The following is a 17,348-nucleotide window of genomic DNA, read 5'->3' as shown; positions in this document are numbered from 1 at the left end:
AGGGAAAACCCTAACCGTGTGGAATAAGTACAGAAGCTTTCTTTTCATCAAAGCTTATATCTATTAAGACATAGGAGGTGCCACGGGTTGAGCAGCAATGACATCATTGTTAGTTTGGACATCGGTACATCCAAAGTTCGTGCTATTATTGGGGAAGTCGTTAACGGCGCCATTAATATAATAGGGGTTGGATCTGCCGACTCGGAAGGTATTCGCAAGGGAGCCATTGTCGATATCGATCAGACGGTACAATCGATTCGCAACGCGATCGATCATGCTGAACGTATGGTTGGTATTCAAATAACAGAGGTATACGTTGGGATTTCCGGGAATCATGTAGCTTTGCAATCTAGCCATGGCGTAGTAGCGGTTTCGAATGAGGACCGCGAAATCGGTGACGAGGACATCGAGCGTGTCATTCAGGCAGCTAAGGTCATTCCTCTTGCGCCGGAGCGCGAAATTATCGGTGTAGTGCCAAACCAATACTTGGTTGACGGATTGGATGAAATTCACGATCCGCGCAGTATGATAGGCGTTCGTCTTGAAGTGGAAGCCACCATCATCACAGGGGCGAAGACAGCCATACATAATCTGCTCCGCGTAGTGGAAAAAGCAGGAGTTAAGGTTAGCGGGTTAATCCTGATGTCGCTGGCGGCGGGGCATCTGTGCCTGTCCAAGGACGAGAAGGCAATAGGAACCGTCCTGGTGGATATCGGTGCCGGACAGACAACTATCGCGGTGTTTGAACAAAACAATCTAGTAGCAACATCTACGTTGCCAATAGGCGGAGAATATATCACGAATGATATTTCGATCGGCTTGCGAACCCAGGTCGATATCGCTGAGAAAATCAAGCTGAAATTCGGCTGCGCGGTTATCGAGCATGCGGCGCCTGATCAAGTATTTAAAGTAAATCGAATTGGCAGTAACGTTGACAAGGAATTCTCGCAGGTAGATTTGGCGAATATCGTCGAACCGCGCGTGCAGGAAATTTTTCATTTGGTTCATTTGGAAGTGCAGCGATTGGGCTTCTCCGAACTGCCGGGAGGCTACGTGCTGACAGGCGGTACGGTTTCTATGCCGGGAATGCTGGCGGTCGCACAGGCTGAATTAGCGACTTCAGTACGAATCGCCGTGCCGGATTTCATCGGCGTACGCGACCCGTCCTATACCAGTGGTGTTGGAATTATTCAATACGCTTTCAAGTATTTACGAATTGCCAAACAAACGAGTGCAGTAAAAAAATCCGTCTCGAATCCAAAAAAATCTACCGCTACCAGCGAACAAAGGCCTTCGGTCATGGAACGTTTTAAAAATTGGTTGAGTGAGTTTATTTAAGGTACACATGACTTTTTAGGCTTAATGAGGGGGAAAATGAAGGCTATGTTTGAATTTGATATGGACATGGAAGGTCTTGCCAAGATAAAGGTTATCGGTGCTGGCGGCGGCGGAAGCAACGCGGTCAACCGAATGATTGACAACGGTGTGAAAGGTGTAGAGTTTATCACCGTTAATACGGATGCCCAGGCGCTTCAGCTATCCAAATCGGATCAGAAGATGCAGATCGGCGACAAGCTGACTCGCGGTCTTGGTGCCGGCGCAAATCCGGAAGTGGGTAAGAAAGCGGCTGAAGAATCGAGAGAGCTGATCTTCAACACGCTGAAAGGCGCTGACATGGTATTCGTCACTGCGGGTATGGGAGGCGGTACAGGAACCGGTGCGGCTCCAGTAATCGCAGAGATTGCTAAAGAATGCGGAGCTTTAACGGTTGGCGTTGTGACCAGGCCGTTCACTTTTGAAGGACGTAAGCGTGCTATGCAGGCGGAGCAAGGAATTGCAGCTCTGAAGGAAAAGGTAGATACGCTGATCGTCATTCCGAATGACCGGTTGCTGGAAATTGTCGACAAGAAAACTCCGATGCTCGAAGCTTTCCGTGTTGCGGATAACGTGCTTCGTCAGGGGGTTCAAGGGATTTCCGACTTGATCGCCGTTCCGGGACTAATCAACCTGGACTTTGCGGACGTGAAAACAATCATGACGGAGCGCGGCTCCGCTCTGATGGGAATCGGTGTTGCTACAGGTGAGAATAGAGCAGCCGAAGCCGCCAAAAAGGCTATTCAATCCCCGCTTCTTGAAACCTCGATCGATGGAGCGAGAGGCGTTCTGATGAACATTACGGGTGGAATCAACCTTTCCTTGTATGAAGTGAACGAAGCAGCCGATATCGTAGCTTCAGCTTCCGATTTGGAAGTAAACATGATCTTCGGTGCTGTTATCGACGAGAAATTTAAAGATGAAATTCAAGTTACGGTCATTGCAACAGGATTCGAGCATAAGACTGAGACTCAGCAAGTGCGCAAGCCTGCAAGCAGCAGTTCGCCTTCGAGTGATGCAGCGGCCAATGATAACCGCGGGGGGTTAAACAATCTCCGTCCGTTCGGTGGACAAACCTCCAACGATCAGCTGGATATTCCGACTTTCCTTCGCAATCGCGGCAGAAGTAACTTTGATAAGTAATCTGTTCCGAGGCAATAACTAAATTTCGAATGTAAGAGCCCCTTAACCATTTTGGATGGTTTGAGGGGCTTTTGTTGTTTCTTAAATGGTGCACAGATGGATAGAAAGGAAAGTGTTGACAAGACCGTTGATAATCATTATCATTTACAACGGCACTAATTTATTGATAATAATAATCATTATCAATAAGATGTCTTTTAAAAATATTATCGTGGAGGGAATACCATGTCAAAGATCGTCATGATTTTCGCAAGCATGACAGGCAACACCGAGGCTATAGCGGATGAAATAGCAGAAGGGATACGTGAAGCCGGCGGCGATGTAACGCAAAAATACGTTATGGATTCCAGCGGTAGCGAGCTGCTGCAATACGACGGCATTTTGCTGGGCGCCTATACCTGGGGAGACGGCGAACTGCCAGATGAGTTTCTCGATTTCTATGAGGAGCTTGATGAGCTGGATCTGTGCGGCAAGAAGGCGGCTGTGTTCGGCTCTTGCGATTCCTCCTACGCCGAGTACGGCGCTGCTGTAGACACTCTTACAGCCAAGCTGCAGGAGCTCGGAGCCGAGATTGCGCTGGATGGACTCAAGATTGAGCTATCCCCTTCACAGGCCGAGAAAGAGCTGTGCAGGCAATATGGAGTGAGGTTTGTAGAGAAGCTGAAGGAATAGAACCCGATTCCACCAATTGACAAAAAAAGTACTCCCGGCTCGGCAAGTTTAGACAGACTTTGGAATAAGCTTACTATATACTTGTCTCATCGCATGAATGCTCAACCGATGCAGAGGGTACCGGGAGGTAGGGAAAATGGTTGTATATGTAGATCTCATTTTCCTGGTCAACATGCTGATTGATGCGGTTCTGCTAATGGCTACGACCAAAGTGAGAAGGCTGCAGTTCCGCTGGTGGAGACTGCTCTGTTCCGCTGCTATTGGGGGAGCTTACGTAGTGCTTTTGTTTTTTCCTCCATTGTCGTTTATGTTCACGTTTGCCGTCAAATTTATATTGTCTCTCATTATGATATTGACCGCATACGGCTTTGGCGGGCTTCAGCATTTTTGGAGAAACGTAGGCGCTTTTTACGTTATTAACTTTGTTGCCGCCGGAGCTATCATAGGAGTGCATTATTTCTGGATGTCGTCCGGCGAGGTCATAAACGGTATTTTGTTTACGCAATCCGGAGGTGTGGAGCACAGGCTGCAAATAGGGCTGCTGTTCATCATTGTAGTGCTGTTTCTCTCGATTTGGCTGTTTCGGCATGTCCAGCAAGCCTCCAAACGAAAGGAAGAAATGGCCTCCTATATGGCCAAAGTGGACGTGCATATCGACCAGTTTGAATCCAGCTGCACCGGATTGATCGATACGGGGAATCAGCTGTACGATCCGCTGACGAAAACGCCGGTCATGGTCATGGAGCTGTCCCAATGGGGGGAGAAAATCCCTGAATCTTGGAAAAAACGGATCGAGCGGTCCGAGGTCGATCAGATTGTGAGCGCCATTGGAACTGACGAATTTGAATGGCAGGATCGCTTGCGGCTGGTTCCTTACCGTGGTGTCAACCGAAGTACACAGTTCATGCTCGCGATTAAACCGGATCGCGTTGTCATTACTCATAATGACAAGCAATTTGAAGCTCTTAAGGTTCTGATCGGACTAGATGGAGGCAAATTAAGCGCAGATAATGCGTACCAGGCCATTATTCATCCGAATTTGCTGCACAACGAATAGCTCATGCTTGCCCCGTTCTAGGCTTACAGCTTAGAGAAACCAAACCGCAAACGCTAAGGAGGAACACGATTATGCTCTTGAAGTTGAAGCTCATTCTGCAAATCTATTATTTCCGTCTTTTGCTGTTTCTTGGATTAAAAGGGGAGGAAATCTATTACATAGGCGGAAGTGAAGCGCTGCCGCCTCCACTGACACGCGAAGAGGAAGAATATTTGCTGGAAAAGCTTCCTTCCGGAGATGCGGCCATCCGTGCGATGCTCATAGAAAGAAATTTGCGGCTGGTTGTCTACATAGCCAGGAAGTTTGAGAACACGGGGATCAACATAGAAGATCTTGTGTCCATTGGCGCGATCGGTTTAATCAAAGCGGTCAATACGTTTGATCCGGAGAAAAAAATCAAGCTGGCCACTTACGCATCGCGATGCATTGAAAATGAAATTTTGATGTACTTGCGCCGTAACAGTAAAATTCGTACCGAGGTATCCTTCGATGAGCCGCTAAATATCGATTGGGACGGCAATGAGCTGCTGCTATCCGATGTACTGGGCACCGAGAATGATACGATTTATCGGAACATTGAGGAGCAGGTGGACCGCAAGCTGCTGCATAAGGCGCTGGATAAGCTGACGGAACGCGAGCGCACTATCATGGAGCTTCGATTCGGTCTGCAGGACGGGGAAGAGAAGACGCAGAAGGATGTGGCCGATATGCTGGGCATATCTCAATCCTATATATCACGCCTGGAGAAACGCATCATTAAAAGGCTGCGCAAAGAGTTCAATAAAATGGTGTAAACTGGAAAAAAGTTTTTTTGAATCGTTTGTAAGCGAATCCGTGCTTGATTTGATTGGTTTTTGAAATGCATCGGTCCTTCCCGCAAGGGTACAGGGCAGGGGGAGACAGCGCATAAAAAAGCATCTCGAGGAGATAATTAACAGTAATGTTTCTCCTTGGGAGGTAATCACGGTGACCCGAAACAAAGTCGAGATTTGCGGTGTCGATACTGCAAAGCTACCTGTTCTGACCAACGCGGAAATGCGTGAATTATTCGTTCAGCTTCAAACTAATAATGAACGAACGGCAAGAGAGAAATTGGTAAACGGCAATCTGCGGTTGGTGCTCAGCGTTATCCAGCGGTTTAACAATCGTGGTGAATATGTGGATGATCTGTTTCAAGTAGGCTGTATCGGACTGATGAAAGCAATTGATAACTTTGATTTGAGTCAAAATGTTAAATTTTCTACGTATGCCGTACCGATGATTATCGGTGAAATCCGCCGCTATTTACGCGATAACAATCCGATTCGGGTATCGCGCTCCCTGCGTGATATTGCGTACAAGGCGCTGCAGGTCCGCGATAGCCTGACGAATCAGAACTCACGTGAGCCAACGATTTATGAAATTTCCGAAGCGCTTAACGTGCCTAAGGAAGACGTGGTATTTGCGCTGGATGCCATCCAGGACCCTGTGTCGTTATTTGAACCGATCTACCACGACGGAGGAGATCCGATCTACGTGATGGATCAGATCAGCGACGACCGCAACAAGGATGTATCGTGGATTGAAGGCATTGCCCTGCGGGAAGCGATGCGGAAGCTCAATGACCGGGAAAAAATGATCTTGTCCATGCGATTTTTCGACGGTAAAACCCAAATGGAGGTCGCAGATGAGATTGGCATCTCACAAGCACAAGTATCCCGGTTGGAAAAATCAGCTATTTCACAAATGCAAAAGCATGTGAAAAATTAATTCGCGCTTAGAGCGCCTGACCTTAAAACCAAACTGGACCGACTCATAAAGCAACAAGGAGTGGGTCTTTTTTTCATGAAGAAGGACATTTTGCCCAACTCTCACATATAGTATCTATAAGAGGCAGGAAAAGCGAGGTTATGCGGCAGGTCAAGAATCCATGAGAATACGTGGTGGTTGCAGCGTGAAAATATCGGATTTTCAAACCAAGGACGTTATCAATATTGTGGACGGTAAAAAGCTCGGGCAAATCAGCGACTTGGAGCTGGATCTCCGGCAGGGAAGAATCGAGTCCATCGTTGTGCCGAGCAGCGGCCGATTGTTCGGCTGGTTCGGCGGCTCTACGGATGTCGTGATCCCGTGGAAAAACATTGTAAAAATCGGAATGGATGTCGTGCTGGTGAAGCTCGATGATGTTCGCAGTTACCGGCAGCAGGAGGAAACGGATACGACTGTGTATGAATATAACCGGCAGTATCGGGGATAAATGAACTTCATGGAAAGGCACACGAACGAGAGCATGCCGTTAATCAAGCGGGGCTTATCGGGTAGTGTGCTGTTTTTTCGTTATAGATTTTTTGAGGTTTTGCCTTATTTTCGTGTATACTGATAGGGAGTGTTTGGTAAACGGATACCGAGAGACGAAGGGAGTCGCAAGGATGGAACCATTTGTGCTGCAAAAAGTGGAGAACGGATGCGAGCTGTTTTTTATCAAGCAATGGATGGATCAGGCAATAGGTTTAACGGCCGGCTTTACTTCCCGTCACGGTGGCGTAAGCAAGAAGGAGTTCAGCAGCCTGAACTGCGGACTTCATGTCATGGATCAGCCCGAGGATGTCATTGTCAATCGGGAACGGCTGGCCGAAGCCTTGAACATAGAGCTGCAAGACAGCACGTACGCTGAGCAGGTTCACGGTAATGAGGTTCAGGTTGTGACGAGCGAGCACGCAGGTGCGGGAACATTGTCTAGGGAAGAGGCGATACAATCCAAGGACGCCTTTATTACGAATGAGCCGGGAATTTTTTTACATGCCTTATTTGCGGATTGTGTTCCGCTGTTTTTTTTCGATCCGGTCCATCGGGCTGTCGGTTTGGCTCACGCAGGCTGGAAAGGCACCGTTCTGCAGATCGCCCGTAAGACGGTGGAAGCTATGGAACGTCAATATGGGACTAAGGCGGAGAGGGTACTTGCTGCAATCGGACCTTCCATCCAAGCCTGCTGCTATGAGGTTGACGATAAAGTGATTTCCCAGATTCAACATACGATGGACGAACTGAATATTGTCAATCAGCAGGGGGATCAAGCGGCACCTATCTATGAAATCAAGGAAAACGGGAAATATAACTTAAGCTTGCAACAAATGAACCGACAAATTATGATAAAAGCAGGAATTTTGCCGTCACATATCGAAATAAGTAGTTTATGCACGAGCTGCCGCACCGATTTGTTTTTTTCGCACCGCAAGGAAGGCGGGAAGACAGGCAGAATGGCTGCGTGGATCGGCCTGCATGAATAGGTGGATAGGAATTGAGGTGACTTCACGTTTTGCAATTGACGCAAACTATACCATATGTAGAAGACAGAATAGCCCAAGCATGCGCCCGTGCCGGACGTGATCGTAACGAGGTTCAGATTATTGCGGTAACCAAATATGTTTCGCTGGAAACCACGGGAAGGGTGCTTGAGCAGGGACTCCATCATATCGGGGAAAATCGGTGGCAGGACGCACAGGCCAAATGGGAAGCGTTCGGCCATCAAGGGACCTGGCACTTTATCGGTCATCTGCAGACGAATAAGGTCAAGGATGTCGTGGGGAAATTCGCTTATATCCATTCTCTGGACAGGCTTTCCCTTGCCAAGGAAGTGGATAAAAAGGCAGCTGCTATGGGGATAACGGCCCAATGCTTTATCCAGCTGAATGTTTCCGGGGAGGAGACGAAGTACGGACTGCCTCCGGAAGAGCTGAATGCATTTATCGGGGCGGTCCGGGAACTGCAGAACATCCGCATCGTCGGTCTCATGACAATGGCTCCTTATGAGGCTGAGCCGGAAGCGACCCGTCCGGTATTCCGCCGGCTTAGGGAATTGAGGGATGAAATGAATCTCGAGAAAGCACTCGGTTACGAGGTGCCTCATTTATCGATGGGAATGTCCAACGATTTCGAGATTGCGATTGAAGAAGGAGCAACCTGGGTCCGTTTGGGATCCGTTCTTGTGGGTAAGGAATAACAAGCGAATGCTTACGAAGTAAGTTTCACCTACAGTGAAACTCAGCAAATGCTTACGATGCAAGTTTCACCTACGATGAAACTCAGCAAATGCTTACGATGCAAGTTTCACCTTCGGTGAAACTCTTAGGAGGAGAGGACATGAGCGTCATGAACAAATTCATGAACTTCTTGGGATTACAAGATGAAGAAGAAGTGGTAGAGCGCGAGCGGGTTGTCGAGCAGCAGCCGGAAGAACCTGAAACCAATCCGACCGAAATGCGTAGAAATAAGAATAACGTCGTGAGTATCCATTCGCAAAAAAATGTGAGAGTGATGCTGACCGAGCCCAAATCCTATGATGACACTCAGGAGATTGCCGATTATCTGCGCTCCCGCCGTCCAGTTGTCGTCAATCTGCATTTGGTCCGGCCGGATCAAGCAACACGGATCGTAGACTTTCTTAGCGGTACGGTGTATGCGCTCAACGGCTCGATTTCGAAGATTGGACCTAACATTTTTTTGTGTACGCCGGATACGGTTGAAATTCATGGCTCCATCTCGGAAATACTGGGTCATGACGGGTATTAACATTAACTGAAAACGGGGTGAACAGCTTGTATTCCACGATTGACGGATACATTTACACGCTCATAGAAATTTATACATATATGCTGATCGCCTATGTGCTGCTTTCCTGGCTTCCAAGCGCAAGAGATAGCTTTATTGGTGAGATTTTAGGCAAGCTGTGCGAGCCCTACTTGTCCATCTTCAGACGGTTTATTCCACCTATCGGCGGCATGATCGATATCTCCCCGATTATCGCATTAATCGCTCTTCGTTTCATTGGCGAAGGCATTCGTGCCATTGTAAACTTTTTCGTATAGGTGATGGCATTGAATGTAGATCAAATTTACACGCATTTTCATCCAGACGAGCACCGGTTTGTAGACAAAGCGGCGGAATGGGTCGAACGGGCTCAACAGCATTCGGTCAAGCTGACCGATTTCCTGGATCCCCGGCAAGCTTTCATTCTCTCCACCCTGGTGAATCGGACTATGGATGTACAGGTACGCTTCGATGGGGGGCATGAGCATGCGGAGCGCCGGCGGGCACTGGTGGCTCCAGACTATCGTGTCCTTGAGGATGAGGATATGGGGATCAGCCTCATCTCTGTCACATCGCTGGATGATAAGCTGAAGGAGCTCGATCACAGCGATTACATGGGCTCGATTCTGGCTCTTGGCATCAAACGGGACAAAATCGGCGATATCCACGTATCGGATCAGGGCTGCCACTTTTTGGTAGCTGATGAGGTTGCGGATTACATGCGGCTTAACCTGCAGCAGGTTCATCGGGTGCATGTCCAGACGGAGCTGCTGCCGATGGAGAAGCTCATGGTAGCCGATACCAAGCTTGAGGAGATAGGCTTGTCGGTTGCATCCTTGCGATTGGATGGCATTGTAAGCGATGTATACCATTTGAGCCGCGCCAAAATCCTAATTCCGATCAAGGCCGGGAGATGTAAGGTGAATTGGAAGCAGGAAGAGGATCCGAGCAAGCCTTTAAGGGCCGGAGACGTCGTTTCCTTGCAAGGCTTCGGACGATTTAAAGTGCTCGAAATTGAAGGATTGACCAAAAAAGGCAGATTCCGCGTTAAAATCGGCAAATATGTATAGATTGCCGATTTTTTTTATGGAGATTGAAGGAAAATGCAGCCTGCTGTCGAATATAGCAATACGTGTCTGACATAGAACAATTTCGGAATGTTGCAAATATTCAGGAGGTGCAGCAATGGCGTTAACACCGTTGGATATACATAATAAAGAATTTGGCCGTTCTTTCCGCGGTTACGATGAAGATCAGGTCAATGAATTTTTGGATCAAGTGATTAAGGATTACGAGGCGCTGATCCGTGAGAATAAGGATTTGCAGAATCAGTTGGCCGCCATACAAGAACGGCTCGATCATTTCTCCAATATTGAGGAGACGTTGAGCAAAACGATCATCATAGCACAGGAAGCGGCGGACGAAGTCAAAGCCAATTCTAAGAAGGAAGCGCAGTTGATTATAAAAGAAGCGGAAAAGAACGCGGATCGTATTATCAATGAGTCGTTGGCAAAATCGCGGAAAATTGCAGTTGAAATCGAGGAGTTGAAAAAGCAGGCTTCCATCTACCGCACCCGCTTCCGCACTTTGCTTGAAGCGCAGCTGGAGCTGCTCGGCAAAGAAGACTGGAGTTCACTGGAACGAATGGAGATTGAGCACACCTAGGCCGGGTCCGTCTCCTTAAGAAGCTTGGTTGACTCTGTCTTGTATTTTCGTTATACTCCGTAATGAGTAAAACTAAATGACAACCAAAACGATGATTGGGACGAGTACTTTACGTAAGCGTGATCAGCGAGTCGGGATAATGGTGGGAGCCCGGCCTCCGCAGTAATAGGAAAATCACCCATGAGCGTCTCTTGAACCCTTAGTAAAGCAGATCGGGTGATTCCGTTACAGATCATAAGAGTGGAGACTAATAGCAGCATATGGTTTGTTCTAATGCCAGACTGCATAATGTCTTAATCAGGGTGGTACCGCGAGACTTCTCGTCCCTAGGGGATGAGGGTCTTTTTTTGTTCCCTCGTATCGATCGATTGCGGTCCTGCTGAGCCAAGGGCATCTGCAGAGGGCTGCAAACGCCTTTAATCAGCTCTTCTTTATGGGGAGACAGAGAGGGTCCTGTTACGAGGCTATATGATTTTATTGAAGGGATGGAAGCAACAAATGGATTATGGAAAAACATTAAACCTGCTGCAGACGGATTTTCCGATGCGCGGCAACCTGCCTCAGGCGGAGCCGAAAATGCTGGAACGCTGGAACGAAATGGACATTTACCGCAAGGTTCAGGAGAGCCGTAAAGGAAAGCCAAAATTTATTTTGCACGACGGACCTCCTTATGCCAATGGGGACATTCATATCGGACATGCCATGAACAAAATTTTGAAGGACATCATTGTCCGCTTCAAAACGATGCAGGGCTATGACGCACCGTATGTTCCTGGATGGGATACCCATGGGCTGCCTATCGAGCAGGCAATTGCAAACGGCGGCAAAGTAGACCGCAAAAAAATGAGCGTTCATGAATTTCGTGAATATTGTAAGGAATACGCACTGCAATGGGTGGAGAAGCAAAAAAGCCAATTCCAGCGCCTTATGGTTCGCGGCGACTGGGATAATCCGTATATTACCTTGCAGCCGAAATACGAAGCTCAACAAATTCGTGTGTTCGGAGAAATGGTGAATAAAGGGTATATTTATAAAGGCCTGAAGCCGGTTTACTGGTCTCCATCCTCCGAAAGCGCACTGGCAGAGGCGGAGATCGAGTATCAGGACAAGACGTCCACTTCCATTTATGTAGCCTTCCAGGTGCAGGATGGTAAAGGCAAGCTTCATGAGGATGCTTCCATTGTCATCTGGACAACAACGCCATGGACGCTTCCTGCTAACTTGGGCATCAGTGTTCATCCTGACTTCGATTATGCGGTTGTGTTGGCTGACGGCAAGAAATATGTCCTTGCAGCAGGTCTTCTGGAGGCTGCCTCCAAAGAAATCGGCTGGACGGATGTACAGGTGCTTTCCCAGCTAAAAGGCAGTGAGCTGGAGTTTGTGCTTTGCAAGCATCCTTTCTATGACCGTACATCGCTTGTGATGGTGGGCGAGCATGTAACGCTGGATGCCGGTACGGGCTGCGTACATACAGCTCCGGGACACGGGGAAGACGACTTTATCATCGGCCAGCGTTACAACCTGGGTGTGCTTTGTCCCGTAGACGATCAAGGTCATTTTACCGCCGAGGCTCCAGGCTTTGAAGGCATGTTCTATGAAAAAGGCGGCAAGCTGGTCACCGAGATGATCCAGGAGTCCGGACATTTGCTGCACATGACGACGATTCAGCATCAGTATCCGCATGACTGGCGGACGAAGAAGCCGGTTATTTTCCGCGCCACGGAGCAATGGTTTGCTTCCGTTGACAAGTTCCGTCAAGAGATGCTCGACGAAATTAAACGGATTCAATGGACACCGAATTGGGGCGAGGTTCGTCTTCATAATATGATTGCGGACCGCGGAGACTGGTGTATTTCCCGCCAGCGTGTATGGGGCGTTCCGATTCCGATTTTCTACTGCCGCAGCTGTAATGAACCTGTTGTTAACAACGATACCATCGAGCACGTTGCTCAAATTTTTGAAAAGGACGGATCCAATGCATGGTTCCAGCTGGATGAGCAAGAGCTGCTGCCGACTGGTACGGTATGTCCGAAATGCGGCCACGACCATTTCCGCAAAGAAACCGATATTATGGACGTGTGGTTCGATTCCGGTTCCAGCCATGTAGCGGTTCTAGAGACGCGTGAAGAGCTGCAATGGCCTGCAGACCTCTATCTGGAGGGCTCTGACCAATACCGCGGATGGTACAATTCTTCCCTTATTACCGGGGTAGCTGTGAAAGGGCAAGCGCCTTACAAAGGCATCCTGAGCCACGGATTTACGCTGGACGGCGAAGGCCGCAAAATGTCCAAATCCCTCGGAAATACGGTGGATCCTAACAAAGTATGCGAGAAGCTGGGCGCCGATATTTTGCGTCTGTGGGTTTCTTCCGTGGATTATCAATCGGATGTTCGTATCTCCGATAATATTCTGAACCAAATTACGGAGGTTTACCGCAAAATCCGTAACACGCTGCGCTTCCTGCTGGGCAACCTGTACGACTTTAATCCGGGCACGGACCGGGTTGCTGCAGAAAACATGAACGAGCTCGACCGGTTTGCCTCTGCACAGCTTAACCGGATGATCGATCGGGTTATCAAAGCTTATGACTCCTATGAGTTCCATATTGTTTATCAAACCGTTCATCATTTCTGTGCGGTAGAGCTGAGCGCATTCTATCTGGACATCATCAAGGATCGTCTGTATGCCAGCGCTCCGGCCGATGCAGGACGCAAAGCGGCACAAACCGTATTATATGACGCTTTAACGGCAATAACTAAATTGATTGCGCCTATTCTGCCTCATACGTCCGAGGAAGTATGGATGCACATTCCTGGGGCAGAGCTGGATAGCGTTCAGTTAAGCGAATTCCCGGAAGTGAACAAGGCATTGTTCGACGCGGCTCTGGAGAGCAAATGGGAGCAATTTATCGGTATTCGCGACGATGTATTGAAGGCTCTCGAGGAAGCGCGCAAGGAGAAAATCATCGGCAACTCGCTTAGTGCCGCCTTACATTTGTACCCGGATGCAGATACCTTCAAGCTGCTTCAAAGCTTCAAGCAGCTGGATCAGCTGTTCATTGTCTCTGCAATAGCTCTTCATGAGCCTGGTGCGCAAGTGCCGGAAGGAGCTCATTCCTTTAAAGGGCTGTCGGTTCAAGTAGTTGTAGCCGAAGGCGAGAAATGTGAGCGCTGCTGGATTGTTACGCCAGAGGTAGGTCTTGACGAGGAGCATTCCACTCTATGTAAAAGATGTGCCAGTGTGATGAAGCAAACGGCTGGAGTTTAATCTTGGGGAAGGCTTCCGGCAGAAGAAATCTTTTGCCGGAAGCACCTGTTTTCCTAGGGTTAATAGTAGCCTTCGTCCGATACTTCCAGATCGGGCTCCAGGAGTCCTTCGCCTTCACCGTTGTGAAGGTATTCTTGATAAGCGCGGTTTCGTACTACGGTGACATGCTGGCCGTACATATCCGTTGCCAAGAAGCTTTCGAATGATTCTACGTACCCGTCATGCTCGTCTGCCTCGATTTCCATGTCATTGTAGTCGTCGGAGACATTGGGATTTTCGGCCATGGCCGGAGTGTTGGATGTTCCCCAGCTTTCAACGATTTGCCATGCGTCTTCGCCGTCAAACTGATTTTGATCGGCCTGAGCGTCCAAGCTGGTCCTGCCGAACGGCGGAGCCAGAAATTCTTCTTCAACTGGTCGTCTTTCCGATGCATGAGGATCAGGGACATGCTCAACGCAATAAAGTGTAGTTGGAATGGCCTGCAGCCGCTCGAAAGAAATAGGAGCGCCGCAGGTGTTACAATAGCCATATCGGCCATTATCGATTCGTTCTAATGCTTCCTTCACATCTATAAGATGGCGCTCCCGGTTTTCATGCAAAGCGATATCCTTGCTTCGTTCGAATAACTCTGAGCCCAGGTCAGCGGGATGGTTATCGTTGGTGGACAGCTCACCGGTTTGATTTCGAAGCGATTCGCTCAGACCGAAGTGCTCGTTAGTCTCCCAATGATCCTCGAGCCATTGCTTTTCTTCCTGCAGTGTTCGCTTTAGTTCTTGCAGCTGTCGGGAATTGATTGCGTTCGGTTGATCCGGCATGGGGCCGCCTCCTTTTTTAGAATCACGTTGCCTCTATTTTTTACGAATAGTGACCTTTTTACATAGGAAAATCATTGTAGTAAAGGAAGCGAACTAAGGAGATGAAACATTGATCTATTACATCTACGCATTGATTGTGCTTCTTTTGGACCAGGCGACGAAATGGCTTATCGTTAACAAATTGCTGATAGGCGAGTCCAGATCGGTCATCGGCGAATTTTTTCAAATTACGTCTCACCGTAACCGCGGCGCTGCGTTCGGCATCTTGCAAAACCAGAGATGGTTTTTTATCGTAATTACGTTAGTGGTCGCTGCCGCTGTGATCTGGTATCTGCAAAAAACGCGCAAGGAAGGCCGCAGGCTGCTGCCGTTTGCGTTAAGCCTCTTGCTGGGCGGAGCTCTAGGCAATTTTATCGACCGCGCTTTGTTCGGTGAAGTGGTTGATTTTCTGCAGTTCCGTTTTCAGTTTAACTGGTTCGGAACGCCTGTGGACTATACGTACCCGATCTTTAATATTGCAGACTCCGCCATTGTTGTAGGTGTTGCACTTATTTTCATTGATTCGCTCATTAGCTGGAGCAAGGAAAGGAGAGGCGCATAATCGACATGTCAGTTTCGGATCAAGAGCAGCTGGAGTCAACGTTGGAATGGATCGCCGGAGCTGAAGACCGGGGAGAGCGGATCGATAAATTCATAACCGAGTCGTTGGAAGAGGATGTGTCTCGCACGCAAGTGCAGCAGTGGATTAAAGACGGGCATCTTACCGTCAATGGAGCCACCGTCAAAGCGAATTATAAAATAGCGGAAGGTGACCGGCTGCTCCTTACTATTCCCGAGCCGGAGGAGCTTAATCTGGAGCCGGAGCCGATTCCGTTGGAGGTCGTCTACGAAGATTCCGATGTCATTGTTGTCAATAAGCCGCGGGGGCTTGTCGTTCATCCTGCACCGGGACATTATTCCGGCACCTTGGTTAATGCGCTGCTGTATCATTGCAAGGATTTATCCGGCATTAATGGAGTCATGAGACCCGGTATCGTGCACCGCATCGATAAGGATACGTCCGGGCTTTTGATGGCGGCCAAAAACGATTTGGCGCATGTTTCTCTAGCCGCCCAGCTGAAGGAGCATTCCGTCAACCGCAAATATTTGGCCGTTGTCCACGGCAACGTGGCGCACGATAACGGCACCATCGATGCACCTATCGGAAGAGACCCTCATGACCGTAAGCTTTACACGGTGACGGATAAAAACAGCAAGCATGCGGTAACCCATTTTGTCGTGCTGGAAAGATTCGGCGACTTCACCTTGCTGGAGTTAAAGCTGGAGACGGGACGCACCCATCAAATCCGGGTTCACATGAAGTTTATCGGGCATCCGCTGGCAGGAGATCCGGCATATGGGCCGGTCAAAAGCAAGCATGTAGGCATGGACGGACAAGCGCTGCATGCGGCTGTTCTTGGGTTTGTGCATCCGCGGACGGGAGAGCATCTGCAATTCGAGGCAGAGCTCCCGGAAGATATGCAGCATCTGCTGCATGTGCTAAAAAATCGATAAGGACGGATGTAAGATATGGAACATTTGATTAATGCCAAAGTGAAGGACATCCAAATCTCAGGTATCCGTAAAATATCCAATCTGGTGAGTACGTATAAGGATGCGGTCACCTTGACGATCGGCCAGCCGGATTTTCCAACACCCGACCATATTATGCGGGCGGCGAAGGCGGCTATCGATGCGCATAAAACGACGTATACACCGAATCCCGGAATGATTGAGCTGCGTCAGGCGGCCGCGCAATTCGTAGACCGGAAGTATGGGCTTAAGTACCGTCCGGAAACCGAGGTCATCGTGACGACGGGAGCGAGTCAGGCGCTGGATATTACGCTGCGCACGATTCTTGATGCGGGCAGCGAAGTGATCCTGCCAGGACCTATCTATCCGGGCTATGAGCCCCTCGTTCGCTTATGCGGAGGAGAGCCGGTCTATGTGGATACCCGGGCCAATGGCTTCAAATTAACCGCTGAGCTGCTTGAGCCTCATATTACGGATAAAACAAGATGCATCATATTGTGTTATCCTTCCAATCCTACGGGACGGGTGTTGAGTCAGCAGGAGCTGGCGGATATTGCGCGGCTGCTTGAGGACAAATCCATCTTTGTTATCTCGGATGAAATCTACAGTGAGCTCATTTATGATCAGCCTCACTTTTCTCTGGCTGCCTTCCCGGCAATGCGGGAGAAGACGATCGTGATTAACGGCTTGTCGAAATCCCATTCCATGACCGGATGGCGGATCGGCTTCACGTTTGCGCCTGAGTATTTATCGCAGCATATGGTAAAAGTCCATCAGTACAACGTTACCTGCGCAAGCTCCATCAGCCAGTATGCCGCGCTGGAAGCTTTGACCAACGGGATAGATGATGCGCTGCCGATGAAGGAAGAATATATGGCGCGGCGGGATTTCGTATATAACCGGCTCCTCCAAATGGGCTTTGAGCTGGATAAACCGGAAGGAGCATTCTATTTGTTCCCTTCCATTGAACGGTTCAAGCTTACCTCGATGGATTTCACGATGAGGCTCCTTGAGGAACAGCGCGTTGCCGTCGTTCCCGGCGATGCTTTTTCTATCTATGGGGAAGGGTATATCCGAATTTCCTATGCTTATAGCAGGGAAGTGCTTGAGAAAGCGATGGATCGCTTGGAGACTTTTGTCAAGAAGCTATAATATTTAATTATCACCGCGGAAAATGGATTTCCGCGGTTTTTTGCTGTAGAGATAAGTGAATAAGA

The 17,348-nt window shown here is 48.8% G+C and carries 18 protein-coding genes and 1 other annotated feature; of the genes, 17 read left to right on the top strand and 1 reads right to left on the bottom strand.

All coding sequences use genetic code 11. The annotated features are described in order from the left end of the window. The first annotated feature begins 87 nt into the window (after positions 1-87). The 14 genes from ftsA to ileS all read left to right on the top strand — a co-directional run bounded on the left by ftsA (position 88) and on the right by ileS (position 13,744). A complete protein-coding gene (ftsA, locus tag GGC63_RS12880; protein WP_079910481.1) occupies positions 88-1,338 on the top strand; it encodes a cell division protein FtsA in 1,251 nt (416 codons plus the stop codon). A 45-nt stretch (positions 1,339-1,383) separates the two neighbouring features. Next, positions 1,384-2,517, top strand: coding sequence for a cell division protein FtsZ (gene ftsZ / locus GGC63_RS12875; RefSeq protein ID WP_079910480.1), 1,134 nt, complete (start codon positions 1,384-1,386; stop codon positions 2,515-2,517). A 225-nt stretch (positions 2,518-2,742) separates the two neighbouring features. Beyond that, positions 2,743-3,189 (top strand): flavodoxin, encoded by a 447-nt coding sequence (locus GGC63_RS12870; RefSeq protein ID WP_192702689.1) that lies wholly within the window; start codon positions 2,743-2,745, stop codon positions 3,187-3,189. A 136-nt stretch (positions 3,190-3,325) separates the two neighbouring features. After that, entirely contained in the window at positions 3,326-4,246 is a 921-nt protein-coding gene (gene spoIIGA / locus GGC63_RS12865; RefSeq protein ID WP_192702688.1) for a sigma-E processing peptidase SpoIIGA, read from the top strand. 71 nt (positions 4,247-4,317) lie between these two features. Then, positions 4,318-5,040, top strand: coding sequence for an RNA polymerase sporulation sigma factor SigE (gene sigE, locus GGC63_RS12860; protein WP_028549292.1), 723 nt, complete (start codon positions 4,318-4,320; stop codon positions 5,038-5,040). Positions 5,041-5,212: 172 nt separating this feature from the next. After that, the gene (gene sigG, locus GGC63_RS12855) at positions 5,213-5,995 is read left to right on the top strand and encodes an RNA polymerase sporulation sigma factor SigG (RefSeq protein WP_079910477.1); all 783 of its coding nucleotides are present in this window, start codon (positions 5,213-5,215) and stop codon (positions 5,993-5,995) included. A 184-nt stretch (positions 5,996-6,179) separates the two neighbouring features. Then, positions 6,180-6,482, top strand: a complete 303-nt coding sequence (locus tag GGC63_RS12850; protein ID WP_079910476.1) for a YlmC/YmxH family sporulation protein — start codon at positions 6,180-6,182, stop codon at positions 6,480-6,482. A 172-nt stretch (positions 6,483-6,654) separates the two neighbouring features. Next, positions 6,655-7,512 carry a peptidoglycan editing factor PgeF gene (pgeF, locus tag GGC63_RS12845; RefSeq protein ID WP_192702687.1) on the top strand — a complete coding sequence of 286 codons (858 nt, stop codon included), beginning with the start codon at positions 6,655-6,657 and terminating at the stop codon, positions 7,510-7,512. A gap of 29 nt (positions 7,513-7,541) precedes the next feature. Then, positions 7,542-8,225 carry a YggS family pyridoxal phosphate-dependent enzyme gene (locus tag GGC63_RS12840; RefSeq protein WP_192702686.1) on the top strand — a complete coding sequence of 228 codons (684 nt, stop codon included), beginning with the start codon at positions 7,542-7,544 and terminating at the stop codon, positions 8,223-8,225. A gap of 140 nt (positions 8,226-8,365) precedes the next feature. Continuing rightward, on the top strand, positions 8,366-8,794 hold the full coding sequence (locus GGC63_RS12835; protein WP_079910473.1) for a cell division protein SepF: 429 nt from the start codon (positions 8,366-8,368) through the stop codon (positions 8,792-8,794). 26 nt (positions 8,795-8,820) lie between these two features. Then, positions 8,821-9,090 carry a YggT family protein gene (locus GGC63_RS12830; RefSeq protein WP_079910472.1) on the top strand — a complete coding sequence of 90 codons (270 nt, stop codon included), beginning with the start codon at positions 8,821-8,823 and terminating at the stop codon, positions 9,088-9,090. Between the two features lie 9 nt (positions 9,091-9,099). Next, complete coding sequence (locus tag GGC63_RS12825) at positions 9,100-9,882, top strand: RNA-binding protein (RefSeq protein ID WP_192702685.1); 783 nt, start codon at positions 9,100-9,102, stop codon at positions 9,880-9,882. A 115-nt stretch (positions 9,883-9,997) separates the two neighbouring features. Next, positions 9,998-10,477 carry a DivIVA domain-containing protein gene (locus GGC63_RS12820; RefSeq protein ID WP_079910470.1) on the top strand — a complete coding sequence of 160 codons (480 nt, stop codon included), beginning with the start codon at positions 9,998-10,000 and terminating at the stop codon, positions 10,475-10,477. Between the two features lie 82 nt (positions 10,478-10,559). Next, positions 10,560-10,808, top strand: a binding site (T-box leader). Positions 10,809-10,975: 167 nt separating this feature from the next. Then, positions 10,976-13,744: an isoleucine--tRNA ligase gene (gene ileS, locus GGC63_RS12815; RefSeq protein ID WP_192702684.1), complete on the top strand. Its 2,769-nt coding sequence runs from the start codon at positions 10,976-10,978 to the stop codon at positions 13,742-13,744. Between the two features lie 59 nt (positions 13,745-13,803). On the opposite strand, the gene GGC63_RS12810 is transcribed toward ileS, so the two are convergent. Next, positions 13,804-14,559 (bottom strand): TraR/DksA C4-type zinc finger protein, encoded by a 756-nt coding sequence (locus GGC63_RS12810; protein WP_079910469.1) that lies wholly within the window; start codon positions 14,557-14,559, stop codon positions 13,804-13,806. 109 nt (positions 14,560-14,668) lie between these two features. On the opposite strand from GGC63_RS12810, the gene lspA reads away from it, so the two are divergent. The 3 genes from lspA to GGC63_RS12795 are packed head-to-tail and all read left to right on the top strand — an operon-like array spanning position 14,669 to position 17,283. Further along, entirely contained in the window at positions 14,669-15,160 is a 492-nt protein-coding gene (lspA, locus tag GGC63_RS12805) for a signal peptidase II (protein ID WP_192702683.1), read from the top strand. 5 nt (positions 15,161-15,165) lie between these two features. Beyond that, positions 15,166-16,113 carry an RluA family pseudouridine synthase gene (locus tag GGC63_RS12800; protein WP_192702682.1) on the top strand — a complete coding sequence of 316 codons (948 nt, stop codon included), beginning with the start codon at positions 15,166-15,168 and terminating at the stop codon, positions 16,111-16,113. A gap of 15 nt (positions 16,114-16,128) precedes the next feature. Continuing rightward, complete coding sequence (locus GGC63_RS12795; RefSeq protein ID WP_192702681.1) at positions 16,129-17,283, top strand: aminotransferase A; 1,155 nt, start codon at positions 16,129-16,131, stop codon at positions 17,281-17,283. The last annotated feature ends 65 nt before the right edge of the window (positions 17,284-17,348 follow it).

Source organism: Paenibacillus sp. OAS669, from assembly GCF_014873645.1.
GTDB classification, from domain to species: domain Bacteria; phylum Bacillota; class Bacilli; order Paenibacillales; family NBRC-103111; genus Paenibacillus_S; species Paenibacillus_S vulneris.
This window is presented reverse-complemented; position numbering and strand designations above follow the sequence as displayed.